Annotated in this window: 24 protein-coding genes; 8 read left to right on the top strand and 16 right to left on the bottom strand. The window is 65.6% G+C overall.

The genetic code is table 11. The features are described from left to right. Window positions 1-46 precede the first annotated feature (46 nt). Entirely contained in the window at window positions 47-784 is a 738-nt protein-coding gene (locus KYE46_RS00520; RefSeq protein WP_219002677.1) for an N-formylglutamate amidohydrolase, read from the top strand. A gap of 22 nt (window positions 785-806) precedes the next feature. Then, window positions 807-1,103, top strand: coding sequence for a DUF1244 domain-containing protein (locus KYE46_RS00525; RefSeq protein WP_219002678.1), 297 nt, complete (start codon window positions 807-809; stop codon window positions 1,101-1,103). Window positions 1,104-1,198: 95 nt separating this feature from the next. Here KYE46_RS00525 and yaaA read toward each other — a convergent pair whose 3' ends face one another. The 5 genes from yaaA to KYE46_RS00550 form a co-directional block, all read right to left on the bottom strand. Continuing rightward, window positions 1,199-1,975, bottom strand: coding sequence for a peroxide stress protein YaaA (gene yaaA / locus KYE46_RS00530; RefSeq protein ID WP_219002679.1), 777 nt, complete (start codon window positions 1,973-1,975; stop codon window positions 1,199-1,201). A 96-nt stretch (window positions 1,976-2,071) separates the two neighbouring features. Continuing rightward, window positions 2,072-4,129 carry a DNA helicase RecQ gene (gene recQ / locus KYE46_RS00535; RefSeq protein ID WP_219002680.1) on the bottom strand — a complete coding sequence of 686 codons (2,058 nt, stop codon included), beginning with the start codon at window positions 4,127-4,129 and terminating at the stop codon, window positions 2,072-2,074. Window positions 4,130-4,231: 102 nt separating this feature from the next. Beyond that, window positions 4,232-4,888, bottom strand: a complete 657-nt coding sequence (locus tag KYE46_RS00540; RefSeq protein WP_219002681.1) for an HAD family hydrolase — start codon at window positions 4,886-4,888, stop codon at window positions 4,232-4,234. Next, window positions 4,885-5,442, bottom strand: coding sequence for a 16S rRNA (guanine(966)-N(2))-methyltransferase RsmD (gene rsmD / locus KYE46_RS00545; protein ID WP_219002682.1), 558 nt, complete (start codon window positions 5,440-5,442; stop codon window positions 4,885-4,887). Before rsmD ends, KYE46_RS00540 begins: the two co-directional genes overlap by 4 nt. A gap of 10 nt (window positions 5,443-5,452) precedes the next feature. Continuing rightward, the gene (locus KYE46_RS00550; protein ID WP_219002683.1) at window positions 5,453-6,661 is read right to left on the bottom strand and encodes an NAD(P)/FAD-dependent oxidoreductase; all 1,209 of its coding nucleotides are present in this window, start codon (window positions 6,659-6,661) and stop codon (window positions 5,453-5,455) included. Between the two features lie 80 nt (window positions 6,662-6,741). On the opposite strand from KYE46_RS00550, the gene KYE46_RS00555 reads away from it, so the two are divergent. Continuing rightward, window positions 6,742-7,230, top strand: a complete 489-nt coding sequence (locus tag KYE46_RS00555) for a peroxiredoxin (protein WP_219002684.1) — start codon at window positions 6,742-6,744, stop codon at window positions 7,228-7,230. Between the two features lie 17 nt (window positions 7,231-7,247). On the opposite strand, the gene KYE46_RS00560 is transcribed toward KYE46_RS00555, so the two are convergent. The 6 genes from KYE46_RS00560 to KYE46_RS00585 all read right to left on the bottom strand — a co-directional run bounded on the left by KYE46_RS00560 (window position 7,248) and on the right by KYE46_RS00585 (window position 13,141). Continuing rightward, entirely contained in the window at window positions 7,248-7,544 is a 297-nt protein-coding gene (locus KYE46_RS00560; RefSeq protein ID WP_219002686.1) for a 4a-hydroxytetrahydrobiopterin dehydratase, read from the bottom strand. Then, complete coding sequence (locus tag KYE46_RS00565; RefSeq protein ID WP_219002688.1) at window positions 7,544-8,725, bottom strand: GNAT family N-acetyltransferase; 1,182 nt, start codon at window positions 8,723-8,725, stop codon at window positions 7,544-7,546. Before KYE46_RS00565 ends, KYE46_RS00560 begins: the two co-directional genes overlap by 1 nt. An 83-nt stretch (window positions 8,726-8,808) precedes the next feature. Continuing rightward, the gene (locus KYE46_RS00570; RefSeq protein WP_219002690.1) at window positions 8,809-9,579 is read right to left on the bottom strand and encodes a glycerophosphodiester phosphodiesterase family protein; all 771 of its coding nucleotides are present in this window, start codon (window positions 9,577-9,579) and stop codon (window positions 8,809-8,811) included. Then, window positions 9,576-10,043, bottom strand: a complete 468-nt coding sequence (locus tag KYE46_RS00575) for a RidA family protein (RefSeq protein ID WP_219002692.1) — start codon at window positions 10,041-10,043, stop codon at window positions 9,576-9,578. The genes KYE46_RS00570 and KYE46_RS00575 overlap by 4 nt, the downstream gene beginning before the upstream one ends. Before the next feature lie 69 nt (window positions 10,044-10,112). After that, entirely contained in the window at window positions 10,113-11,420 is a 1,308-nt protein-coding gene (locus KYE46_RS00580; protein ID WP_219002694.1) for an HlyD family type I secretion periplasmic adaptor subunit, read from the bottom strand. Further along, a complete protein-coding gene (locus KYE46_RS00585; RefSeq protein ID WP_219002695.1) occupies window positions 11,417-13,141 on the bottom strand; it encodes a type I secretion system permease/ATPase in 1,725 nt (574 codons plus the stop codon). Before KYE46_RS00585 ends, KYE46_RS00580 begins: the two co-directional genes overlap by 4 nt. A gap of 142 nt (window positions 13,142-13,283) precedes the next feature. Here KYE46_RS00585 and KYE46_RS00590 point away from each other — a divergent pair, with 142 nt between their 5' ends. Both KYE46_RS00590 and KYE46_RS00595 read left to right on the top strand, forming a co-directional pair. Beyond that, on the top strand, window positions 13,284-14,135 hold the full coding sequence (locus KYE46_RS00590) for an MlaA family lipoprotein (RefSeq protein WP_219002698.1): 852 nt from the start codon (window positions 13,284-13,286) through the stop codon (window positions 14,133-14,135). Further along, window positions 14,125-14,751 (top strand): MlaC/ttg2D family ABC transporter substrate-binding protein, encoded by a 627-nt coding sequence (locus tag KYE46_RS00595; protein WP_219002700.1) that lies wholly within the window; start codon window positions 14,125-14,127, stop codon window positions 14,749-14,751. The genes KYE46_RS00590 and KYE46_RS00595 overlap by 11 nt, the downstream gene beginning before the upstream one ends. 195 nt (window positions 14,752-14,946) lie before the next feature. Here the strand turns inward: KYE46_RS00595 and hspQ are convergent, their stop codons facing one another. Continuing rightward, complete coding sequence (gene hspQ / locus KYE46_RS00600) at window positions 14,947-15,273, bottom strand: heat shock protein HspQ (protein ID WP_219002702.1); 327 nt, start codon at window positions 15,271-15,273, stop codon at window positions 14,947-14,949. An 88-nt stretch (window positions 15,274-15,361) separates the two neighbouring features. Between hspQ and KYE46_RS00605 the strand changes: the two genes are divergently transcribed. Both KYE46_RS00605 and KYE46_RS00610 read left to right on the top strand, forming a co-directional pair. Then, entirely contained in the window at window positions 15,362-16,249 is an 888-nt protein-coding gene (locus KYE46_RS00605; protein WP_219002704.1) for an AEC family transporter, read from the top strand. An 89-nt stretch (window positions 16,250-16,338) separates the two neighbouring features. Beyond that, entirely contained in the window at window positions 16,339-16,914 is a 576-nt protein-coding gene (locus KYE46_RS00610; RefSeq protein WP_219002706.1) for a transglycosylase SLT domain-containing protein, read from the top strand. Window positions 16,915-16,929: 15 nt separating this feature from the next. Here KYE46_RS00610 and KYE46_RS00615 read toward each other — a convergent pair whose 3' ends face one another. The 4 genes from KYE46_RS00615 to KYE46_RS00630 all read right to left on the bottom strand — a co-directional run bounded on the left by KYE46_RS00615 (window position 16,930) and on the right by KYE46_RS00630 (window position 23,274). Further along, on the bottom strand, window positions 16,930-17,541 hold the full coding sequence (locus tag KYE46_RS00615; protein ID WP_219002708.1) for a LolA family protein: 612 nt from the start codon (window positions 17,539-17,541) through the stop codon (window positions 16,930-16,932). Window positions 17,542-17,723: 182 nt separating this feature from the next. Next, window positions 17,724-20,651 carry a DNA translocase FtsK gene (locus tag KYE46_RS00620; protein WP_219002710.1) on the bottom strand — a complete coding sequence of 976 codons (2,928 nt, stop codon included), beginning with the start codon at window positions 20,649-20,651 and terminating at the stop codon, window positions 17,724-17,726. Between the two features lie 12 nt (window positions 20,652-20,663). Next, window positions 20,664-21,845, bottom strand: coding sequence for an aminotransferase class I/II-fold pyridoxal phosphate-dependent enzyme (locus tag KYE46_RS00625; protein ID WP_219002712.1), 1,182 nt, complete (start codon window positions 21,843-21,845; stop codon window positions 20,664-20,666). A gap of 106 nt (window positions 21,846-21,951) precedes the next feature. Next, complete coding sequence (locus KYE46_RS00630) at window positions 21,952-23,274, bottom strand: amidase (protein WP_219002715.1); 1,323 nt, start codon at window positions 23,272-23,274, stop codon at window positions 21,952-21,954. Between the two features lie 60 nt (window positions 23,275-23,334). On the opposite strand from KYE46_RS00630, the gene KYE46_RS00635 reads away from it, so the two are divergent. Then, the gene (locus KYE46_RS00635; protein ID WP_219002716.1) at window positions 23,335-24,597 is read left to right on the top strand and encodes a UbiH/UbiF/VisC/COQ6 family ubiquinone biosynthesis hydroxylase; all 1,263 of its coding nucleotides are present in this window, start codon (window positions 23,335-23,337) and stop codon (window positions 24,595-24,597) included. Window positions 24,598-24,654 lie beyond the last annotated feature (57 nt).

The raw sequence follows: 24,654 nt of genomic DNA on the forward strand, positions 1-24,654 counted from the left end.
CAGTCCGATTTACCCGTGGGGTCTCGCAAGTTTGGGTGACGGTCAGATGACGGATGCAGTTGAGGTCTTCGGCGCGGAACGCGACAGCCGGTGGGTGGTGACCTGTGACCACGCCAGCAACCGGGTGCCCGACGCCGTGGCGGGCGGCGACCTGGGCCTGCCGGAAGAGGATATGGCGCGCCATATCGCCTATGACGTCGGTGCCTTGGGTGTGTCGAAGGCCATGGGAGAGGCGCTGAACGCGCCGGTCGTAGCCTCGCGCTTTTCGCGTCTGGTGATTGACCCGAACCGGGGTGAGCATGATCCGACGGTGCTGATGCAGATCTACGACGGCTCCATCATCCCGGCCAATCGCGGCGCATCAGAGGCGGAACTGGAACGGCGGTTGGCGCTCTATCACCGGCCCTATCACGATGCCGTGGCCGAAGTGCTTGCCGCACGGGAGGCGCCGATCATCATCTCGGTGCACAGCTTCACCCCGCAATTGCGCGGACGGCCACCCCGGCCCTGGCACGTTTCGGTACTCTACGCCGATGACACACGGCTTGCCCTGCCGCTATTGGCGCGGCTGCGCGACGAGGACGACCTCTGCGTTGGCGACAACCAACCCTATACCGGCAAGTTGCCCGGTGACGCGCTGGATCGGCACGGCGTGCAGCCGGGGCGTTGCCACGTCCTGCTGGAAGTGCGCAACGACCTGATCGAGCGAGAGGACGACCAGGCGGCTTGGGGCCTGCGACTGGCCAAGCTGCTTGAAGCCACCGTCGCCAATACCGATCTGTGACCCAAAGCAATGGAGTTTAGACATGAGTGAGCCCACCAAAACGGAACTGGAAGCCGCCACGTTCCGCCGCCTTCTGGCGCATCTGGACAGTCGCAAGGACGCCCAGAACATCGACATGATGAATCTCGCCGGTTTCTGCCGCAATTGCCTGAGCCGCTGGTACCAGGAAGAGGCCGAAGCACGCGGCGTCGAGATCGACAAGGAAGCCGCGCGGGAGGTTGTCTACGGGATGCCTTACGGCGAGTGGAAGGCGAAGTATCAGACCGAGGCAAGCGACGCGCAGAAGGCAGCGCTCGAGGCGGGCAAGAGCCACGATTGAGCGGCTACCGGAGCCGCACGGGGGATTTCATCCCCCGGACCCCCTGAGAGTTGTAAGGCCAAGATGAAGCAGCTGGAGGCCGCGCGGGCGACGTATCAGGCCGCTTTCTGAGCGGCCTCCGTGCGGAGGAAGGCGGGTTTCGTATCAGTGCCGAGCTCGGGGGCATGAGTGTAGCCGCCAGTGTCGAAGTCGAGGATCTGCGCGGGATCCGTGAGGCGGCGTTCCTGAATGAAGCGCGCCATGGCACCCCGGGCCTTTTTGGCGAAGAAGCTGACGATCTTGGGGCCGCCGGGTTTTTCCTCGTAGAATTGCGGCGTGATGACCTGAAGGTTCAGGGCCTTCTCGTCCACGGCGGAGAAATACTCGACCGAAGCGCAGTTGATCAGCGTGTCGGTGCGCACCGCTTCGGCCTGGGTGTTGAGCGCCTCGGACAGGCGCGATCCCCAATAGGCGTAGAGCGACGGGCCTTTGCGGGTCTTCAGCCGGCTGCCCATTTCCAAGCGATAGGGTTTGATCGCGTCCAGCGGGCGCAGCAGCCCATAGAGCCCCGAGAGGATGCGCAGGTGATCCTGGGCATATGCCAACGTGTCGGCGTCGAGGCTTGTGGCCTCCAACCCGGCGTAGGTGTCGCCGGCGAAGGCAAGGGCGGCGGGGCGGGTCGGCTCGGCGTCGGTCTCGAAGGCCTTGAAACGTTCGGCGTTGAGCTTCGCGAGTTCGGCGCTGATGTCCATCAGCTTGCGCAGCTCGGCCTGGCTTAGGCGCTTGGCGGCGCGCGCGAGGGTTACCGCGTCGTCCATGAATTCCGGTGTCGTCGTGGCGACGTCGCGCTCGGTGCAATCGAGGCGTTTGGCGGGGGAGATCACGGTAAGCATGGGCGGGCCTTCTTCAGCGGTGCAGTGAGGGTCAGACGATGTGCCTGATATATGTGTCGGGCGCAGTTTATCCAGCCGCGGGCGGAGGGCGCGGGCTCATCCAGCCTCGCGTAGGACATCGAGGAACGCATCACCGAACCGGTCGATCTGCTTCTCTCCCATGCCCGCTATGCGCGAGAGGTCATGGACGGAGGCAGGCTTGCGTTCGGCAATCTTGCGCAGGGTCGAATGGGTGACAGAGAGGTACTTGCCGGTGCCGTCGTCGCCGCGCATCAGGTCCTGCTGCACCTCCATCAGCCGGTCGAAGACATCGCCCGCGTCGCGGCCCGCGAGGGCGCGGCGGGCGGGGTGGACAGGCTCGGGTGCATCGCCGGTGATCACTTGCAGGAAAGCGGTGCCGTAGCGCTCCAGCTTGGTGGCGCCGACGCCAGAGATGCGGGCCATCTCGTCGAGCGTGGCAGGCCGTTTCTCGGCCATCTCGATCAGCGTCTTGTCGGTGAAGATGACGTAGGCGGGCACGCGGGCATCCTCCGCGAGGGCACGGCGCTTGGCCTTGAGCGCGGACATCAGCGGCGCGTCCTCCTCGCTCACCAGCATCTTCACGGCGGGGCGGCGGGGGGCCTTGGCGATGGTGTCGCGACGCAGGGTGATGCTTTCCTCGCCGCGCAGGATCGGGCGGGCGGCTTCGGTCATGCGAAAGGCACCGTGGCGCTCCGGGTCGGGGCGCACCAGATCGCGGCCCATCATCTGCCGGAACACCGCCTGCCAGCCGCGTTTGTCGAATTCCGTCCCGATACCGTAGGTCGACAGACGGTCATGACCGCGCTGGCGGATCTTTTCGTTCTGCGCGCCGAGCAGCACGTCGATCAGATGGCCCGCGCCGAAATATTCGCCCGTACGTAACATGACCGAGAGCGCCTTCTGCACGGCGACGGAAGCGTCGAACAATTCGGGCGGCTTCGCGCAGAGATCGCAGTTGCCGCAATCCTCGGCGTCGTCGCCGAAATAGGAGAGCAACACCTTGCGGCGGCAACCCTGCGCCTCGGCGAGCCCCAGAAGCGCGTTCAGACGGGCGTGGTCGGCGGATTTGCGTTCCGGGGGCGCGAGGCCCTCATCCACCTGCTGGCGGCGGAAGCGGATGTCGTCGGGGCCGTAGAGGGTGAGCGTATCGGCGGGAGCGCCATCGCGGCCGGCGCGGCCGATCTCCTGGTAATAGCCTTCGATCGACTTGGGCAGGTCGGCGTGGGCGACCCAACGGATGTCCGGCTTGTCGACGCCCATGCCGAAGGCCACCGTGGCGCAGACGATCAGCCCGTCCTCTTGATTGAAGCGGGTCTCGACCACGCGACGATCCTCGGCCTCCATCCCGCCGTGATAATGGCAGGCGCTGTGGCCCTCGTCGCGGAGCGCCTTTGCCAGCGTCTCGGTCTTGGCGCGGGTACCGCAATAGACGATGCCCGGCTGCCCCTTGCGCGCGGCGGCGAAGGAGAGGATTTGCTGGCGGGGTTGGTTCTTCACCTCGAAAGCGAGGCTCAGATTCGGGCGATCGAAGCCGTGCAGGAAGACGTCCGGCTCGGTATCGAACAGACGCTCGCAAATTTCGGCGCGGGTTTCGGCGTCGGCGGTGGCGGTGAATGCGGCGAGCGGCACGTTCAGCGCGCGCTTCAGGGCACCGAGGCGCAGGTAATCGGGGCGGAAGTCGTGTCCCCACTGGCTGACGCAATGGGCCTCGTCCACCGCAACGAGTGACACATTGGCCCGCGCCAGCATCCGCTCGGTTCCCGAGGAGGCAAGGCGTTCCGGCGCGATGTAGAGCAGCTTTAACGAGCCGTCCTCGAGCCCTTCCCAAACGGCGTCGGTTTCTTCGGGCGTGTTGCCGGAAGTCAGCGCGCCGGCGGCGACGCCCGCCTCGCGCAGGCCGCGCACCTGGTCGCGCATCAAGGCGATGAGCGGCGAGATCACCACCGTCACCCCTTCGCGCATCAGCGCGGGAAGCTGGAAACACAGGGATTTGCCGCCGCCCGTCGGCATGATCGCGAGCACGTCCTTGCCCGAGGCCACAGCCTCCACGATTTCCGCCTGACCGGGGCGGAAGTCATCGAATCCGAAGGTGGCCTTCAGAAGGGCAGATGTGTCGGGATGTTCGACCAACATCGGGGGTGCAGCCTGTCGAATTTTATTCAAGTGCTCGTTATAGGCTGAACGTCCCATATTGAGATTCGGTAAACAAGACCCGGCGTAGCAAGATGTTGTGGATTAATGCGGCAGGCCGAGCAGGGCTGGTAGCTGATCCATGGAGCGGAAGATCTCGGCTCCAACCGCCTCCAGCGCCGCGCCGTCTGTGGGGGCGTATCCGAAACAGCGCATCCCGGCCCGTTGCGCACCCAGGGCGCCCGAGGCGCTGTCCTCGATCACGACGGCACGGCCCGGCACGGTGCTCATGTATTGCGCGGCGATGAAGAAAAGATCGGGGTCGGGCTTCGAGACGCCGAGGGTCTGTGCCGAGAAGCGCTTGCCCCGGAACCTCTCGGCCATGCCGGTGGCGCCGAGGGTGATGTCCATCTTCTCGTCCGAGCCGTTGGAGGCCACGCAATAGGGCACGCCCGCCGCGTCCAGCGCGTCGAGCACCGCGGTGACGCCGGGAATGGGGTCCACTCCGGCGCGCAGGCGGGCGTAGGTCTGGGCGTAGATGCTGTCGATCCAGTCGGCGTCACTACCCGGCAGCTCTGCCCCCATGGCGCGCACCCCTTCAGCCACCTGCGCCATGCTCTTGCCGACGAAGGCCGCCATGGTTTCCTCCAGCGTGCAGCTCACGCCCATCTCGGACAAGGCATCGGCGATGGTCTGGTTCGAGATCGGCTCGGAATCCACCAGCACCCCGTCGCAGTCGAAGATGACGAGATCCGGGATCATGGGAACCTCAGGATCGTGATCGTTGTGCCACCATAGCTGCGCTGGTCCAGCAGCTGGAAGGGCGCGGGAACGATCGGGGGGCGGCTTTCCTCCCAGACGACGGTGGCGCCAGGGGCAAGCCAGCCTTGCGCCATGATGGTCTCCAGCGCGGCCTCGCCCAGACCCTTGCCATAGGGAGGGTCGAGGAAGACGAGATCGACCGGCGTGCGGGGCGGACCGAGGTCGGCCACGTCGGTACGGAAGACCTTGGTGATTGCCTGCGCCGAGCACAGCGCGATGTTCTCGCGCAAAAGCACGCGTGATGCAGCGCCGCTGTCCACGAAGGTGGCCTGGGATGCTCCCCGGCTGAGCGCCTCGAGCCCAAGCGCGCCGGTGCCTGCGAAGAGGTCCAGCACCTTGGCATCACGCACGAGGTCGCCGTTGCGGCCGTTGGTCAGCAGGTTGAACAGGCTCTCCCGCACCCGGTCGGAGGTGGGGCGCAGGTGCGCCGCCGCGTCCCCTGCCCCGACCTCCGCCAGCTTCTTGCCGCGCAGGCGGCCGCCGACGATCCTCATCGCCCGACCCTCATGCCTTGAGCAGAGGCTTCAGGTCACTCTCGGGATCGGCGATCACGGCCGGGTCGGGGGATTTCCCGGCCTCGATCAGGCGCTTGCCGATCATGTAGCCGCGCGGGTCGTTCATCGCGTCCACGGCGAGGAGCGTATCACCGGCGTAATACCAGTGGGACCGCATCGCCCCGCCATCGCGCACGATCACCTTGTCGTAGCCCGTGTTCAGGCCGGCGATCTGCAGCTTCACGTCGTATTGGTCGGACCAGAACCACGGCTGCGGGACGTAATCCTCGTCGCGCCCGAGGATATTCTTCGCCACGGCCTCTGCCTGGTCGATGGCGTTCTGCACGCTCTCCAACCGGATGCGCTGGCCGCGGAACGGCAGCGAGGCACAATCGCCAGCCGCATAGATATTCGGGTCGGAGGTGCGACCCTTCGAGTCGGTGGCGATGCCGTTGTCCATCTCGACACCGGCCATCTTCGCCGGGCCATCGTTGGGGATGATACCGATGCCGGCGATCACGAGGTCATAGGGGTGCTCTTCCCCGTTGGTCAGGATCGCGCCGACGACGTGGCCGTCAACTCCGTTGAGGCAATCCAGCCCGACGCCTTCCAGCACCCGCACACCCTGCGCGCGATGCAACTCGCGGAAATAATCCGCCGTCTCGGGCGCGGCGACGCGGCCGAGGATGCGCGGCGTGGCCTCCACCAGCGTGACATCCATGCCGCGTTTGCGGGCGACGGCCGCGGCCTCCAGCCCGATGTAGCCGCCGCCGACGATCAGGGCGCGAAGCCCCTCCGCCACGGCGGGCTCCATCGCATCGACATCAGCAAGGGTCCGCACCACGTGCACTCCGCCGAGGTCGCCACCGATGTTCGCGGGAAGCCGGCGCGGGGTCGAGCCGGTGGCGAGCACCAGTGCGTCATAGGGCAGCACGTCGTCGCCAAGGGTGACGGTTTTCGCCGCCGCATCGATCGCATCGACGGTGCTGCCCAGGCGCAGCTCGATCCCGTTCTCGCCGTACCATGCCTCGGGCCGCAGATAGAGCCGCTCCAGCGCCATCTCGCCAAGCAGGTAGGCCTTGGAAAGCGGCGGGCGCTGGTAGGGTGGCACCGGCTCGTCCCCGATCAGGGTGATCTTGCCCTCAAAGCCCTCGGCCCGCAGCTTGGCGACGCAGGACGCCCCCGCCTGTCCTGCCCCGATGACGATAATATTCTCCATGTCGCGCTTCCTCGTTGGCCCTCAACTCGGCAGACCCTATATGCGAGGGAGACAAACCTTCAAGCACGGGAGAAGCGACTATGACGATTTCCAAGGGCGACACATTGCCGAACGCGACGGTTCTGCGGATGGGCAACGACGGCCCCGAGCAGGTCCAGATGGACAGCCTGACAAAAGGTCGCAAGGTGGCGATCTTCGGCCTGCCCGGCGCTTACACCGGCACCTGCTCCACCGCCCATGTGCCGAGCTTCATCCGCAACATGGAGGGCTTCAAGTCCAAGGGCGTGGACGAGGTCATCTGCGTGTCGGTCAACGACCCCTTCGTCATGGACGCCTGGAGCGACTCCACCGGCGCGAAAGAGGCCGGCATCACGATGCTCGGCGACGCGGCGGCCGAGTTCACCAAGGCGATCGGCATGAACTGGACCGCCGAGGGCGCCGGCTTCTACGACCGCTCGCGCCGCTACGCGCTCTATGCCGAGGACGGCGTGGTGAAATCCATCGACGCCGAGGACTCGCCGGGCACCTGCGATGTCTCCTCCGGCGAGGCGCTGCTCGAGCAGATCTGAGCTTCCGGGCCGCCTCGCTACCCGGCGAGGCGGTCCATTTTCCGGGCGAGTTCCACGTCCAGCGGGGAGAGCCCGTCGACGTCATGGGTCGCCAGAGTGACCTCCACGGTCTTGTAGACGTTGGACCATTCGGGGTGGTGGTTCATCTTCTCGGCCACGATGGCCACCTGCGTCATCCAGCCGAACGCGCGGGTGAAGTTCTTGAACTGGAAGGTCTTCTGGATCGCATCGCGCCCTTCGACCTCGGCCCATCCGGCCTCGCGCAGATCGGTTAGCGCCTCATCGCGGGCCGCGCCGGTCAGTTTCTCTGCCATCACTCCTGCTCCTCCACATGGGCGCGCTTGAACGGGCCGTAGCCTGTCAGCACCTCGATTTCTTCGTCCACCGCTTCCTTCTCCGCCTCGAGGTAGCGGGTGATTGCCTCGGCAAAGCCCGCGTCCCGCACCCAGTGGAGCGAGTGGGTCTCCACCGGCAGGTAGCCCCGCGCCAGCTTGTGCGCGCCCTGGGCCCCGGCTTCGACCCGCGAGAGGCTGTTGGCGATCGCGTAGTCGATGGCCTGATAGTAGCACAGTTCGAAGTGCAGGCAGGGGTGGTCTTCTACGCAGCCCCAGTAGCGCCCGTAGAGCGTGTCGGCGCCGATGAAGTTCAGCGCGCCCGCCACTGGCCGACCGTCGCGGATCGCGAGGCAGAGTAGCACGTCGTCGGCCATGGTCTCGTGGACGCGGTCGAAGAAATCGCGGGTGAGATAGGGCGTGCCCCACTTCCGCGCGCCGGTATCCTGATAGAAGTGCCAGAAGGCGTCCCAATGGGCGGGCTCGATCTGGTCGCCGGTGAGGCTCACGATCTCGCCGCCGAAATCCTGCGCGCGGGCGCGTTCCTTGCGGATGTTCTTGCGCTTGCGGCTCGACAGGTTGGCGAGGAAATCGTCGAAACTGGCGTAGCCGTCGTTCACCCAATGAAACTGCTGCGAGGCGCGGCGCATCAGGCCGATCCGCTCCCCGGCGATGGCCTCATCCTCGGTGCAGAAAGTGACGTGCAGCGAGGAGAGCTCGTTCTCCGCCGCGATCTGCACCGCCCCCTGCACCAGCGCCGAGAGGCCTGTGGCCTCGTGCCCCGGCCGGGTCAGGAACCGCCGCCCGGTGGCAGGGGTGAAGGGGGCCGCGATCTGCAGCTTCGGATAATAGGCGCCGCCCGCGTTCTCGTAGGCGTGGGCCCAGTTGTGATCGAAGATATACTCGCCCTGGCTGTGGCCCTTGGCATACATCGGCGCGCAGGCGATCACGAGGTCGTCGATCCGCGCCACGAGATAGCGCGGCTGCCACCCGGTGCCCGGCCCGACGCTGCCCGATTGCTCCAATGCATCAAGGAACCGGTAGGTGGTGAAGGGGTCGCGCGGACGGCCCGGCTCGGGGCTGGCGCAGGCGTCCCAATCCTCCGGCGCGATCTGCGACAGAGAGGTCAGAACCTCGATGCTGATCTGGGTATCACCGTCCACGCGTGCGCTCCGTTTCCTGTCAGCTCACAGATGGGGCCTTGCCGGCGAGGGTCAATCCTCGGCCCGCGCACGCGGGCGCGCCCTCACGATCCCTCGTCGGGAATGTACCCCTCGAACGTGATGTTGTCGGCCACGCGACGGGCTTCGGCCTCTTGCTCAGGCGAGCGGACCGTCCAGCAGAGAATCGGCACGCCACTGGCCTTTAACTCCGCCACCCGCGGCGCGGCCAGATCGGCCCGGTTGTGGCTGATGAAGCTCGCGCCAACGTCGTGGAAGGCGCCGATCTCACGCAAGGCCCGCAGGGTGTCGGGGGCGAGGTCAGGCCACTCCGTCTCGTTGTAGCCATCGGTCACGATGCCGCGCGGAACGCTCGGCGCTCGCTTGGCCAAGTTGGCGACCATGTAGGGGTTGAAGGACATGACCGCGACCGGACCGTCATAGTCCTTCAAGGCCGCAGCCACCGCGCGCTCCAATTCATCGGGAGCGACGCCGTTGCCATCGGACTGATCCTTCAGCTCGATCAACAGCGGCACCTGTCCGTCGACGATTTCGAGCACCTCGGGCAGCGTGGGCACGGTTTCCGACGATCCGGTCAACGTGACGTTCACCAGATCGCGCGACGCCCACCCGCGGATCGGGCCGCTTTCCGGGGTCAGACGGTCCAGTTTGTCGTCATGGAATACCATCGCCGCGCCGTCTGACGCGAGTTGCACGTCGATCTCGATCCCGTAGCCCTGTGCCACGGCCGCCCGAACCGCGCCGGCGCTGTTCTCGATCACACCCCGGGCGCGATCGTGGAGACCGCGATGGGTCAGCGGCCGGCGCAGAAATACGGGCGGAAGCGGGGGGTTCATGGCTTGATCTTGAAGATGCCTTCAATCTCGACGGCGACGTTGAACGGAAGCGCCCCGGCGCTGACGGCCGAGCGCGCGTGACGGCCGGCATCGCCCAGAGCCTCGACGAGGAAATCGGAGCAGCCGTTGATGACCTTGGGCTGATCGCCGAAATCCGGCGTGGAGTTCACGAAGCCGGTCAGTTTCACGACACGCTCCAGCCGGTCCAGATCGCCACCACAGGCGGCCTTCACCTGACCGAGAAGATTGATCGCGCACACGCGGGCGGCTGCGGCGCCTTCTTCCACGCTCAACTCCGCGCCGATCTTGCCGGTGATCATCTCACCGTTTTCCATCGAGATCTGACCGGACACGTAGAGCGTGTCGCCGACCTGCACGAAGGGTACGTAGTTGGCGGCCGGGGCCGTCGCGTCGCCCAAGGTCACACCAAGATCTGCGAGCCGTGCTTCAAAGTTTCCGCTCATGTCCGAGCCTCCCCAAAGTTGTGATTTCGCCGCGACCCTAAGTCGGTGCGCGCGGCAAGGAAAGGCCGTTTAGCTCTCCCGCATCGCGCGGGAGAAATAGGTGGTGAAAGGCTCCAGCAGGTAGGCCAGGGGTGTACGATCCTCGGTCCGAATATAAGCCTCCACCGGCATGCCGGGGATCAGGACCCGGCCGCCGAGGCGTCGGGCCTGTTCGTCGGTCATGGTGATCTCCGTTCGGTAAAAGCTGCTGCTGCTGACCTCATCCACGAAGGCGTCCGCCGAGACCCGCGTGACCTGCCCCGCGACCTCTGGCATCGCGCGTTGATCGAAGGCCGGAAAGCGCAGCGACACCGATTGTCCCTCGAAGACCTGATCCACATCGATGGCGGGCACCCGGGCCGAGATGATCAGGGGCCGTCCCTCCGGCACGATGTAGGCGAAGGGATCAGCAGGGCGCAGGACGGCGCGGGCGCCGAAGATCGTGAGGCCGTGAATGGTTCCGGCGACGGGCGCGCGCAATTCGAGCAGGGAGATGCGCCGCTCGAGGCTTGCCGTCCGCTCGACGAGTTCCTGTTCGCTTACCCGGATTTCCCGCAGTTGCTCGATGGCTTGTTCGCGATGCGCGGTGGTGAGTTGCAGGATCGCGAGTTCCGTCTCGATCACCCGCTCGGCGGCTTCCGCACGCCCGGCAACGGCCTGCCCCAGTTGCCCGCGCAATTGCGCGAGTTCCCGTTGCAGACGCACGACAGGCTCGACCGTGCCGGAGCCGCGTTCCAGAAGGCTCCGGCGCCGGATCAGCTCTTCCCCGGCCAGAGAAATCTGCGCCTCAAGCGCGGCTTCCTGTGCATGCAGCGCATCGATTTGCGCGCCGATCTGGGTGATCCGACCGCGCAATTGCTCTTGTTCGCGGGCCAACGTGTCGGCGCGGGCGCGGAACAGGTTCTGCTGCCCGGCCAGCACCTCTGCCACGTCAGGATCGCGGTCCGCGATGGCTTGAAGCGCCTCGGAGAACGCGAGGGTACTTGCACCGTCCCTCTCTGCCTCCAGCCGGGCGCGACGGGCGCCCGTCTCGGCGAGGCGGGCACGGGCGACGAGGTGTTCTGTCATCGCCTCGGATGCGTCGAGCCGGACGAGCACCTGCCCCTCCGCCACCCGGTCTCCCTCATCCACCAAAAGCTCGGCCACGACGCCGCCCTCGGGGTGCTGGATTGCCTGCCGGTTGCGGTCCACCTCGATCTGACCAGAGGCCACGACCGCCCCTGCGAGCGTCGTAGACACCGACCAGCCACCGAATCCAACCACCAGGATAATCAGCGCAACGACCCCGATCACCATCGGGCCGCGCAGAGACCATGCGGGGCGCGGGCTGCGGCTCATGTCAGGTCCCCCACAGCTTGCGCCAGCGTCACCCTTTGCACCTCGGCGCTGTTTTGCAGCACCTTCGCCAGAACCTCGTCACGGGGGCCAAAGGCTTGTACGACACCGCCGCTCAGGACCAGAAGCTTGTCACATTGCTGGATGGCGTTCGGACGGTGGGCCATGATCAACACGGCATTGCCCGCGGCCTTCATCTCTCTCACCGCGCGGTTCAGCGCCTCGGAACCCTCGTGATCGAGCGCCGAGTTCGGCTCATCCAGCACCAGAAGCACCGGATCACCATAAAGCGCGCGGGCGAGCCCGATCCGCTGCACCTGCCCGCCGGATAGGCTCGGGCCGTTGCCGGAAAGCTCGGTATCATAGCCCTGCGGCAACGCCCGGATCATCGTATCCGCCGCCGCCGCGGCCGCTGCAGAGGTAACCGCCTGCGCGTCCGGCTTGGCGTCGAGGCGGGCGATGTTATCCGCAACGGTGCCGTCAAACAGACTGACGCTCTGCGGCAGATAGCCGATCAGCCTGCCCAGAACGTCGGGATCGTATTGGTTCAGCGTCGCGCGGTCCAACCGGATGGAGCCCCCCGCGATGGGCCAAACCCCGGTGAGCGCGCGCGCCAGCGTCGTCTTGCCGGACCCCGATGGACCGATGATGCCGATGGCCTCTCCGGGTTGGAGGCGGAACGAGATCGCGCGCAGCGCTGGTTTGGACGCTCCGGGGGGAGCAACGGTCAGGCCTGCGACTTCCAGGACGGCCTTGGGCCTCGGCAAGGACAATCGCGCCGGTGCTTCCCGTTCGGACATCAGAAGGGTTCGCAAACGCGTCCAGCCGCGCGCGGCCTCTTGGATCACCGGCCATTGGCTGATGGCCAGATCGATGGGAGCGAGCGCGCGGCCCATCAGGATCGAGCCCGCGATCATCGCCCCTGCCCGGAGTTCTCCTCGGAGGACCAGAAGCGCCGCGAGACCCAGGATCGCCGATTGCAGGAACAGGCGCAGGGTCTTGGAGAGGGTCGCGAAGCTGCCGGCCCGATCGGCGACGCCCATGCCCACGTCAAGCGCGCGCGCCCTTTGACCGTGCCAACGGTCGAGCGCCGCGCTGCGCATTCCAAGGGCGCGGATGACCTCTGCGGATGATTGCATCGCGCCCACCATGCGGTCCGCCGCGCGGCTGGTCTCCGCAGCCTCGGCCAGGGGCCGCGCCGTCGTGATCCGGTTCAGTACCGTCACGGCGACGAGGAACAGCGTGGCACCGAGGGCGAGCCAGCCGAGCCACGGGTGAAACATGAAGATCGCGATGATGAACATCGGCGTGAAGGGCAGGTCGAAGAGTGCCATGAAGACCGGAGAGGACATCAGCCGCTGCACCGCGGACAGATCCGACAGGGCTGTCTGAGCCTCACCGGTGCGCTGCGCCCGGGCCATCGCGGCCCGGAAGACGCGGGCGTCAAACGCGGTCTGCAGCCGGGCACCGAAGCGCGCGGCCACGCGGGCGCGGGCGTAGTCGAGTACACCCATCATCAGGAACAGGAACGCCACCAATATCGAAAGCGCCAACAAGGTCTCTTCACTGCCGGACCCGAGCACCCGTTCGTAGACCAGCAGCATGAAGAGCGGACCGGTCAGCATCAGGAGGTTCACGAAGAGGCTGAAAAGAGCGACCGCCCCCAAGATCCAACTGTTGCGTCGGCGAAACTCTGCCAACTCGTCTTTCGCGATCGGGGGCATTGCATGGTCACCTCTTGTTGACCCTGTTCAGCCGCTGGCCCGCCTTGACAGGCCGACCCTCCGTGCCGATGAAACAAGGGTGTGGTGCCCTGCATTTTTACCCTATACCCTTTAGAAAGTGTGTAGGCCGACGCCGTGGCAGATGCACTGGTTCTGGGGGATCGACGTGCGCTACTTGTTTTCGCAATTCATCGGGCGTGGCTGCGCCGTGGCACTGGTGCTGACGATCGCGGCCTGTGGGCCGGCGACCCTGCCGCCGGGTGACCAGATTGCCGACGCCGATGAGGCCCGCAACCGTGCGGCCCATGAGACGAACCTCGCGTTGGATCGCGCCCTTCTGGGACCTGCCTCAGACGCTTATGGCGGCGGCATTCCTGAGCCCGTGCGGGTCGGGGTGTCGAATTTCGCGTCGAATCTGAACCAGCCCGGTTACGTGCTGAACAACGTCCTGCAGTTCCGTCTGGGGGATGCGGCGCAGAACACGTTGCGGTTTGCGCTGAACTCCACGCTCGGCGTCGCGGGCCTGTTCGACGTGGCCTCGGCCCTTGGCGTGCACGAGGAGACCACGGATTTCGGAGAAACCCTCCACGTTTATGGCGTGGGTGAAGGGGATTACGTGGTGCATCCGATCCTTGGCCCGTCGACCACCCGCGATACCGTCGGCATGGTCGTGGACTTTGCCCTCAACCCCCTGCGCCACTACGTCGACACGCCCGAAAGCCGCTACCTGACGGTGACGAGCGTCGCCTCGGGCCTGAACTCCCGTTACGAGTTCGATGGCACGATCGACTCGGTGCTCTACGAGAGCGCTGACAGCTATGCGCAGCTCCGCTCTCTCTACCTGCAGCAGCGCCGGTTCGAGCTTTCCGGCGCTGAGGCCGATTACGAAGACCCCTACGCCGATGCCGACCCTGCCGCCGCCGCGGCTGCGGTTGCCGCGGACCCCAATTATGACCCTTATTCGGACCCGTATTTTGATCCCTATGCCCAATAAACTCGCAAACCTCCGCCTTCGTCTGGGCCGCCGCGCCTTTCTTTCAACCGCTGCCGCAGGGGCTGCTCTGCCCTTCCTGCCGCGCCCCGCTCACGCGCTGAACGCCAGTCAGGCGCAGGCGCTGGTGGAGGCCGCCGTGGCGGACGTGAACCGGGTGATCGCCTCTGGCGGATCAGAGGCCAGCATCCTGCGCGACATGGAGCGTATCCTGAGCACCTATGCCGACGTGCCGACCATCGCCCGCTCGGTCCTCGGCCCGGTGGCGCGCACGGCCTCGAACGCCCAGATGCGGGCGTTTACCGAGGCGTTTCAGGATTACTTCTCGGCCAAATACGGCCGTCGCTTCCGCGAATTCATCGGCGGCTCGATCACCGTGAATTCGGCCCGCCCCGTGCGCTCGTTCTTCGAGGTGATCACGACCGTGAACATGCGCAACGAGGCCCCCTTCGAGTTGCGCTGGCTGGTGTCCGATGGCTCGGGACGGCCGTTGTTCTTCAACCTGATCATCGAGGGCGTGAACCTGATGATTTCGGAGCGCACGGAAATCGGCGCGATGCTGGAAGCGCGCGGCGGCAATATCGATGCGCTGACACAGCATTTGCGCACGCTCGGCTAGGGTCTGAGGCTCTAGCCGGAGCGTGCCTTGTCTGCTTGCGGCGCGTTGGGCTGGCTTGGGGATCCCTCCGGGGGGAGTTGTATTGGCCAAGATGAAGGTGGGAGCGGTGCGTGCTGCATTAGCGCGCGAGATGCGCGCTGGCGGCAGGGAATGTGGTGATTTGGTGGCCCTCGCTTTGGCGCGAAAAGGCCGGGCCTAGTTCAGCTGGTATTCCAGCGGGTAGTGGCCATTGTCGAACTCGCCGAACAGTTCAGGAAGGTCGGGATGCGTGACCGGCTCTCCGGTGTCATCAGGCACGAGGTTCTGCTCGGAGACATAGGCAACGTAGTAGGTTTGATCGTTCTCCGCGAGGAGGTGATAGAACGGCTGGTCCTTCAGCGGGCGCGCTTCTTCAGGGATCGCCTCGTACCATTCCTCGGAATTGGAGAATTCTGCATCGATATCGAAAACAACCCCGCGAAACGGGTGTTTACGGTGCCGGACGACCTGACCGATGTTGTATTTGGCTTGCGTCTCAAGCATGCATTGCCCCCAGAACTTATCATGAGTCATTACCGAACCGTGCGTGGGTTTGTCCATCCCGGCGGCCGATTCGCGCAGGAAACAGTTTGTGAACCTCGCCCTGACAGTTTTGGAGATTACCGCTCCGGTTTTTATCCTGGGAGCAGCCGGATTCGTCTGGGTGCGCCGCGGTTTCGATTACCCGACCGCCTTCGTGACGCGACTGGCGATGACCCTCGCGGTGCCCTGCTTGATCTTCACCGCTTTGGTGAACGCGGACATAGATCCGGGCGCGCTCGCTGCCCTCTCCCTGGCGAGCGTCCTCTGCTACCTGCTGGCGGCAGCGGCGGGATACGGAGTGGTGCGGCTTTTCCACCTCGATCTGCGGGCTTACTGGGCGCCGTTAACCTTTGGAAATACAGGCAATCTAGGCCTTCCCCTGGCGCTCTTCGCCTTTGGGGATACCGGGTTGGGGCTGGCGATCGTGGTCTTTGCGATCATGGCGATCGTGATGTTTACCGCGGGCCTCTGGATGGTCGCGGGGGTCCAGAACCCGGCGCGGGTCCTGAAGGAGCCGATCCTGTGGGCATCGGTGCTTGGGGTGCTTGCGCTGGTCGCGGGGTGGGAGCCGCCAGCGGTTGCGATGAACGCGCTCACCCTCATTGGGCAGATGGGCATACCGCTGATGTTGCTGACGCTTGGCGCGGCTGTGGCTCGGCTGAAACCCGCCCATGTGACGCGGGCCTTCGGCCTCTCGGCGCTCAAGCTGACGATCGGCGTGGCCCTTGGGGTCGTCGTCGGCAACGCCTTGGGCCTGACGGGCATCCCGCTCGCCGTGCTGATCCTGCAGATGGCGACGCCCGTGGGTGTCACGTCCTACCTCATGGCCGAGCGTTACCGCACTGATCCCGATGCCGCCGCGAGCCTTGTGGTAACCTCGACCCTGCTGGCCATCGTGGCCCTGCCGATCACGCTTTCGTGCCTTCTGCCGTCCTAGCGTAAACCACCCGTTTTCCTGCCCTCGATTTTCCGCTATACTCCCTGAAAACGCGCCGCAAAGTGCGCAATTCAAAGGCAGAGCAGCCAATGTACAGACGAACTCTACTGATTGGCCTTACGGCCACTCTCGCGTCGTGTGGGTCGCGGGAATTCGAATCTCCGCGCAACCTCGACGACGCCTGCGCGCTTGCCGACGAGCGCCCCCACTACATGCGCGCGATGCGCCGGGCCGAGCGCAACTGGAACGTGCCGGTGCATGTCCTGATGGCGATCATCCATCAGGAGAGCCGTTTCGACGGCGATATCCGCCCGCCCTTCCGCTACTCGCTCGGAGTGATCCCGATGGGGCGCCAAAGCTCCGCCATTGGCTACTCTCAAGCGCTCGACGGGACGTGGGATGAGTACCGCGATGCCACGGGGAACCGCCGCGCCGACCGGACGGACATCGGCGATGCCACCGACTTCATGGGCTGGTACATGAACCTCACGCTGGAGCGGAACAACATCCCGCTGAACGACACCCGACGCCAGTACCTCGCCTATCACGAGGGACACACGGGCTATGCGCGTGCGAGCTACAATTCGAAGCCATGGCTTCTGGAAGTTGCCCGACGCGTGGAAAGCCGCGCCGAGCGGTATCGCCAGCAGCTCGAGCGCTGCTAGCGACCGTATCTGCGATCAGCCGCCACGACGCGAGCTGATCTCCTGCGGGATGGAGAAGTAGCGTGCCGGGATGCTCGCGCCCTGTTGCAGGGCGCCAAGCACCACCGTGGTCTGATCGCCTGCCTCATCGGTAATGATCCACTGACGCAGCTCGATGGGGTTCGGCGTGAACACCAGCGTGATCGAGCCGATGTTCGGTCGATCCGGATCGCGCGCCACGACGCGCGTGGAGGTGCCGTCGAAGGAATGCTCGCTGACCATGCCGGAGCGGCCGAGGTTCACGTTGCGTTGCAGGATGATGCGCAAGGGCGTCTCGGCCAGAGGGTATTGCTCGGGCCCGCCCGACGCGCGACCGTCGAAAATTGCGACCTGGCTCCCGCCGGCCATGACGAGGAGATCGTCTCCGTCATAGTCGAAACGCACCCGGCCGGGGCGGTGGATGTAGACGGTTCCGGTTGAAACGGATCCGTCGGAATTGATCTGCGTGAACGGGCTCTGCGCGGTCTGCATCGCGTTGAGATAGGCGGAGAGATCGGCGAGCGGGATGGCGTTGGCGAAAGCGGCGGTTGTGCCGGCAAGCGTGAACGCGGCGGTGGCCCCCAGAAGGGTACGGCGAGTCATGGACATGGAATAAGGCTCCGATTCGAGTGGCTTGCCCTGAATATAGGTATGGGTAACGCGCTATGCGATAACCGCGTTCCATCACTCGATATCAATCCCGCGCGAGAACAGCTTTGCCGCGTAGGATACGCCGATAACCATGGCGCATCCGTTTCGCTATTGCCGGCCCAAGTCAGGCAGCGCAGGCGCTAGTCCTGCTCCGGCACGAGGATCTCTCGCTTGCCCACGTGGTTGGCGGAGGACACGAGGCTGTTCTCCTCCATCTGCTCCACCAGACGCGCGGCCTTGTTGTAGCCGATGCCCAATTTCCGCTGGATGTAGGAGGTCGAACACTTGCGATCCTTCACCACGATGGCCACGGCCTGATCGTAGAGCGCATCCTCGCCGCCGGTGTTTCCGCCGGTCGAGAGGCCGAGCACCGCGTCGATGTCGCTTTCCTTGTCGTCGTCCGGTCCGTCCAGCACCGAGGAGGCATAGTCCGGCGGCCCGAAGCTCTTGAGGTGGCGGACGATCTCCTCGACCTCCTCGTCGGAACAGAACGGCCCGTGGACGCGGGTGATCTTCGCACCGCCCGCCATGTAGAGCATGTCGCCCATGCCGAGAAGCTGCTCGGCGCCCATCTCGCCCAGGATCGTGCGGCTGTCGACCTTGGAGGTGACGTGGAAGGAAATCCGCGTCGGGAAGTTGGCCTTGATCGTGCCGGTGATGACGTCGACCGAGGGGCGCTGCGTCGCCATGATCAGGTGGATGCCGGAGGCCCGCGCCATCTGCGCGAGGCGCTGGATGCAGGCCTCGATCTCCTTGCCCGCGACCATCATCAGGTCGGCCATCTCGTCGACGACGACCACGATGTAGGGCATCTTCTCGGGCATGTATTCCTCGGTCTCGAAGACCGGATCGCCGGTCTCGTCATCGAAGCCGGTCTGGAAGGTACGCGAGAACATCTCGCCCTTGTCGAGAGCGTCCTTCACGCGGGAGTTGTAGCCGTCGATGTTGCGCACGCCCATCTTGGACATCTTGCGGTAGCGCTCTTCCATCTCGCCGACGGTCCACTTTAGGGCCACAACGGCCTTCTTCGGGTCCGTCACAACGGGGCTGAGCAGGTGCGGAATGCCGTCATAGACGCTAAGTTCCAGCATCTTCGGGTCGATCATGATCATCCGGCAATCTTCCGGCTTCAGCTTGTAGAGAAGCGAGAGGATCATGGTGTTGATGGCCACGGATTTACCCGAGCCGGTCGTACCCGCGATCAGCAGGTGAGGCATCTTGGCGAGGTTGGCGATCACCGGCTCGCCGCCGATGTCCTTGCCGAGCGCCAGCGGCAGCTTGTGGGAGCCGTCGCCGAAATCGCGGTGGCTCAGCATCTCGCGCAGGACCACCATCTCGCGGTTCTGGTTCGGCAGTTCGATGCCGATCACGGTGCGGCCAGGCACGGTGGAGACACGCGCCGAAAGGGCCGACATCGACCGGGCGATATCGTCGGCAAGGCCGATCACGCGGCTGGCCTTGAGGCCCGGCGCGGGCTCCAGTTCGTACATGGTGACCACGGGGCCGGGGCGCACGCTGGTGATCTCACCCTTCACGCCGTAATCGTCGAGCACGTTCTCCAGCATCCGGGCGTTGGCCTCCAGCGCCTCGTCGGAGAGGTGGTGGCGCTCGATCGTCGTCGGGTTCGTCAGCAGGGTCAGGGGCGGGAACTCGTAGGGCTCCGGCTCGGAAAGCGGCAGCGAAGGCTGGCTGTCCGCCTGCGCCTGACGCGATTGCGCGGGGGCCTTGCGGGTGGGCTGTTGCACGACCTTGCGCTCGGCCGCGGCCTCGGGGATCACGCGGCGTTGAATGCCGGGCTGGACTTGCGGTGCGGCGACCGGTGCGGGTGCGGGCTGCGGCTCGGGCCGGTTCAGCTCGACGGGTTCGGCTTCCGCCATCGGTGCCTCGGGCGCGGGCTCCGGGGCGGGGCTGGCTGTCAGGGGCGGCTCGATCCGGTTCAACCCGGGGACGCGCGAGGGCGTACCGGGCGTGACGCGGGCGCGCGCGGCGATATCCGCGATCCGGTTGCCGGTCTGCGTCGGCTCCTCCGGGGGGCTGCGTCGTGCCCGGATGGCGTCCGAAATCCGCGACCGCACACGGTCATGGCTGACAGGCGCATCCTCGAGGTCTTCGATCAGCATCGGGTCTGCATCAGGCAGAGGCCCATGCAGCGAGGGTTCGGGATCCCGGCGCAGGCCGGGCATGCGAGAGAACAACCCCTGTTGCGCAGGGGCCTCTTCGGCCTGCGCATAGGCCGGATCGGTCGCGAATTGCGCCGGATCTTCCGAAAGGTCGGCCCGTTGTACGCGAGGCTGACCGCTGGTGGAGAACGCCGGATCAATCGCCAGCGGCGCAGTCTGTTCGGCCTGCGCTTCGCGCCAGGCCACGCGACGGTCGTGCAGGGCGACGGCAGTCGCGCCCGCGCCGCGGCCGACACTACGTCCGACGCCGCGCATCGTTCTCATGACGGCGCCGCCGGTGGCGATCATGCCGACCAGAAGGAACCGCAACGTCAGCCCAAGCTCGCGCTGTGTCACGCCGAACACGTAAAGCAACATGCCCGCCGTCAGAACGAACGCCAGCAGCGCCGCAATCTTGATGCCTACCTGTGGCGCCATGGGCAGAGCGCTGAGCACCGCGCCGAGGATCGTATCGCCGAAAAGCCCGCCCGCGCCGAAGGAATGGGTCCAACCCGTGGGCGGCACATGACTGGCGGCATAGATCGCCGCCAAGGCAATTGCGATGGGGAGGAACAGGATGCGCCCCAAGGCGCGCTCCTGCCCGCGATGCAGAATGAACCGCACGCCCCATGCAAAGGCAGCCGCGGGCAATACCCAAGCCGCAAAGCCCATGATCATCATCAGAACCGCCGCAACCGAGGCCCCTGCCCGCCCCAGAAGGTTCTCGGGCGCGGCGTCGGTGGCGGCCATCCAGTTGGGGTCTTCCGGCACGTAACTCCCCAGAAGGGCGGCCAAGGCGACGCCGACCCCCACAAGCGCCATGCCACACATCTCTCGGCTCCGGCGGGCGAGGACTTCCTGCATGTGTCCGTCCAAAAGCGGCTCTCGCTGGCGGGTCTGATAGGCCATTATCGTGCCTCCTCAATCATACAGCGTCTCGCGGATCAGCATCAGTCCGCGGCGCATTTCTTCTTTTTCAGCAACCATCGCGACGCGTATCTTGTCGTGGCCCGGCGTCACACCGTCCACGTCGCGCGCGAGGTAGGAACCGGGCAGTACCTTGACACCCGTCTCTTGCCACAGCTTCACCGTGGCCTGTTCCGCATCCTGCACCGGCAACCACAGAAAAAATCCGGCTTCCGGCCCTGCGTAGCCCTGCACATCCCCGAAGATCTCGTCGGCAATGGCGTATTTCTCCTGATAGAGCGCGCGGTTGTGCGCCACGTGTTCCTCGTCGCGCCAAACGGCTTCGGCCACCGCCTGCAGCGGCATCGGCAGAGGCGCGCCCGCATAGGCGCGAAGCTGCTTGAGCCGCGCGATATTCTGCGGACCGCCGGCACAAAAGCCCGAGCGCAGGCCGGGCAGGTTGGAGCGCTTGGAGAGCGAATGAAAGATCACCACCCGCTCAGGGTCCGCGCCCATGCGCTGCGCCACTTCGAGCGCGCCCGTAGGCGGCGTGTCACGGTAAATCTCGGAATAGCATTCATCCGCGAGTATCTTGAAGTCATGGGTTTCGGCGAGCGTGATGAGAGCCTTCCAATAATCCGCCGAGGCCACCGCACCCTGCGGGTTGGCGGGCGAGCAAATGTAGGCAATCGCAGTCCGGTCGAGAATTTCGGGATCGACCGCGTGGAAATCGGGCAGATCCCCGGTCTCGGCAGTGGCGGGAAGGTAGATCGGCTCGGCGCCGACCGAGAGGGCAGCGACCGCGTAGACCTGATAGAAGGGGTTTGGCGTCAACACCACCGGCTGCTGGCCGTTCTTCCGTTCGGGGCAGAGCGCCATGCAGGCGTTGTAGAGCCCCTCGCGCGTGCCGTTCAGCGCCTGAACCTCGGTCGCGGGGTCGACATCGACACCGTAGCGCTGGCCGAGCCAATCGGCCTGCGCCCGGCGCAGCGCAAGGGTGCCGTCATTCTCGGGATATTTGGCAAAGCTCTGAAGGTTGGCGTTCAGAATATCCGCGATCCATTCCGGAAACGCATGACGCGGCTCGCCGATGGTCATGAGAATAGGGTCGCCGCCCGGCTCCACGCCGTCCAACAACGTCCGCAGACGCGGAAACGCATACTCTGGGAGGTTCGAAAACCGCTCAGGAAACACCATTACTGCCTCGTTTATCGGAGTCATTACCGCCCCGTTAGCCATGATGATAGCGAACGGGGCGGCGCTGGTCCAGAAAAACAGCCGTGTTTCCAGAGGGGTGTGGCGGTTAGGACAATGCCTCTTCCGCCGCCGCGGCAAGGCGCAGCACGCGGGCATCGTCGCCCCGCGGGCACATCAGCGTCACACCGGTGCTCGGGATGCCGGTGGGCAGGGTGACGGCGCAAACGCCCATGAGATTGCCGACGCGCGTGTTGCGCAGGGTCAAAAGGTTCTCGGTCACGAAATAATCGTCGTCGCTGTCCAGCTTGGCCACGTTGGGCGGCATGTTGGCCGCCGTGGGGATCAGCACGGCGTCATAGCCGGACGTCGCGGCGTAATAGGCCTTCCGGAGCACGCGCAACCGCTGCCAGAGCGCCACGAAATCGGGGGCGAGCACGTCCTTGCCCTGACGGAAACGGTCGCGAATGCGGTGGAACATGCGGTCGGGATTGGCCTCGATCACCTTGCCCCATGTGCCGTAAGCCTCGGCAGTATAGAGCGAGAGCGTGGTCTCCATCGCCTCGACAACCTCGGGCACCTCGATGGTTTCGATCAGGGCGCCGGCGTTGTTGAGCCGCTCCACCGCAGACTGGAACGCCGCGCCGGGGGCGTCGCGGACGTCGTGGGAATAGGGGTTGAGGATGGCGAAGCGCGTCCCTTTCAGCGACGCCTCGGCAAGGTCGGGCGCGTGGGTATGGCCCATCACGGCAAAAAGCTCGGCGCAGTCTTCCACGGTGCGGCAAAGCGGGCCCGCGGTGTCGAAACTCTCGGCCAGGGGCACCACGCCTTCCAGCGACAGGGCATTATGGGTCGGCTTGAACCCCACCAGATCGTTCCACGCCGCCGGTAAGCGGATCGATCCGCCCGTGTCCGAGCCGATGCCCGCGGCGGCCATGCCGTAAGTGACCGAGGTGGCCGCCCCGGAGGAGGAGCCGCCGGGCGCAAGCTCGGGGTCGTGGGCGTTGGGTGGCGTCGCCGTGTTCGGGTTCACCCCGAGGCCCGAGAAGGCGAGCTCCGTCATATGGGTCTTGCCAAGGCAGACGAGGCCCGCACGGGTGGCGTTCTGCAGCACCACGGCATCGCGCTCCGGCACCCGGCCCTCCAACAGAAGCGAGCCCGCCTCGGTCGCGACGCCCGCCGTATCGAAAAGGTCCTTCCAGCTGATCGGCACACCGTCCAGCAGCCCCCGGCGGATGCCCTGCTTGGCGCGGTCATGGGCAGCGATCGCCTCGGCCATGGCGCGGTCACGGGTCATGCGGGCGTAGATGCGGTTGCCGTAGGGGCTGGTCTCGGCGGCTTCCAGATAGGCTTCGGTCAGGGCGACCGGGTCAACATCGCCTGCCCCGATACCGCGTCCGATGTCGCTTGCACTCTTTGTCTGCCAATCCATTACCGCGCCCCTTTTTGCCGTCCTTTTGATCGCCCGCGGACGCTAACGACGCCGCGTCCCATGGACAATCCCCCAACGCGCGCCATACTTCCGGGTATGGAAAAGCCGGACGCAGATATTCTCATTGTCGGCGGGGGGTTAAACGGCCCCTGCCTTGCCCTTGCCCTCGCGCAGGCGGGTATCTCGAGCCTTGTTCTGGACGCCCTGCCTCTCCCCGCGCGGCAAGATGACGGCTTTGACGGACGCGCCTATGCCTTGGCGCTGGCCTCCGTACGGATGCTGGACGCGCTCAAGATCTGGGAGACCGTTGAAAACCACGCGCAGCCGATGTTGGAGATCAAGGCCTCGGACGGTCGCGCAGGCGAAGGGGCCGCACCGTTTTTCCTGCATTTCGACCACGCCGAGATCGAAGAAGGTCCGATGGGCCACATGTTGGAAGACCGCTACCTGCGGCGGGCCTTGCTGGACGCGATGGAGGCAGAACCGCTGATCACCCACCGCGCCGGAGCGCGGGTGATCGCGCAGGAAACCACCTTGGACGCACGTGTCACCCTGGAGGGTGGCGAGACCTTGCGGGGTCGCGTCCTTGTCGGCGCCGATGGCAAGAGTTCCGGCGTCGCGCGCCGGGCGGGGATCAAGCGCACCGGGTGGGATTATGACCAGACCGCGCTGGTTTGCGCGGTAGACCACACCCTGCCCCACAACGGCATTGCCCATCAATTCTTCATGCCCGGCGGCCCGCTTGCGATCCTTCCGCTTCCCGGCAACCGCTCATCCATCGTCTGGTCCGAGACCGAGCCGCGCGCCACGACGCTGGCCGAAGCGGACGACGCGGCCTTTCTGGAGGCGCTCAGGCCCGCGTTCGGAGACTTCCTTGGCGACATCTCCCTGACCGGCAAACGCTTCAGCTACCGCCTGTCGTTGTCACTCGCGCAATCCTTTGTGGATGAACGGCTCGCACTCGTGGGCGATGCGGCCCACGGTGTTCACCCGATTGCCGGACAGGGATTGAACATTGGCCTACGGGACGTGAGCGCGTTGGCCGAGACGCTCGCAGACGCCAAGAGACGCGGCGAGGACTTCGCCCGTCGGGACGTTCTGGACCGCTACCAACAGTGGCGCCGCTTCGACACCGCCGGCCTTGCCGCCGCCACGGATGTGGTCAACCGGCTGTTCTCGAACGACAATCCTGCGGTGCGGGCCCTTCGCGACATCGGCATGGGCGCGATCGGCGCGGTGCCTGACCTACGCCGCAAGTTCATCCGCGAGGCGGCTGGCCTGACCGGCGACCTGCCGCGTTTGATGAAAGGTCGGCCGCTCTAGCAGGCTCCAGATTGCCCGGCTCTTGGAAATCATGACGAGGACGGTATCCTGAGACAA

The sequence above is a fragment of the Gymnodinialimonas ceratoperidinii genome, assembly GCF_019297855.1.
Taxonomy (GTDB): Bacteria; Pseudomonadota; Alphaproteobacteria; order Rhodobacterales; family Rhodobacteraceae; genus Gymnodinialimonas; species Gymnodinialimonas ceratoperidinii.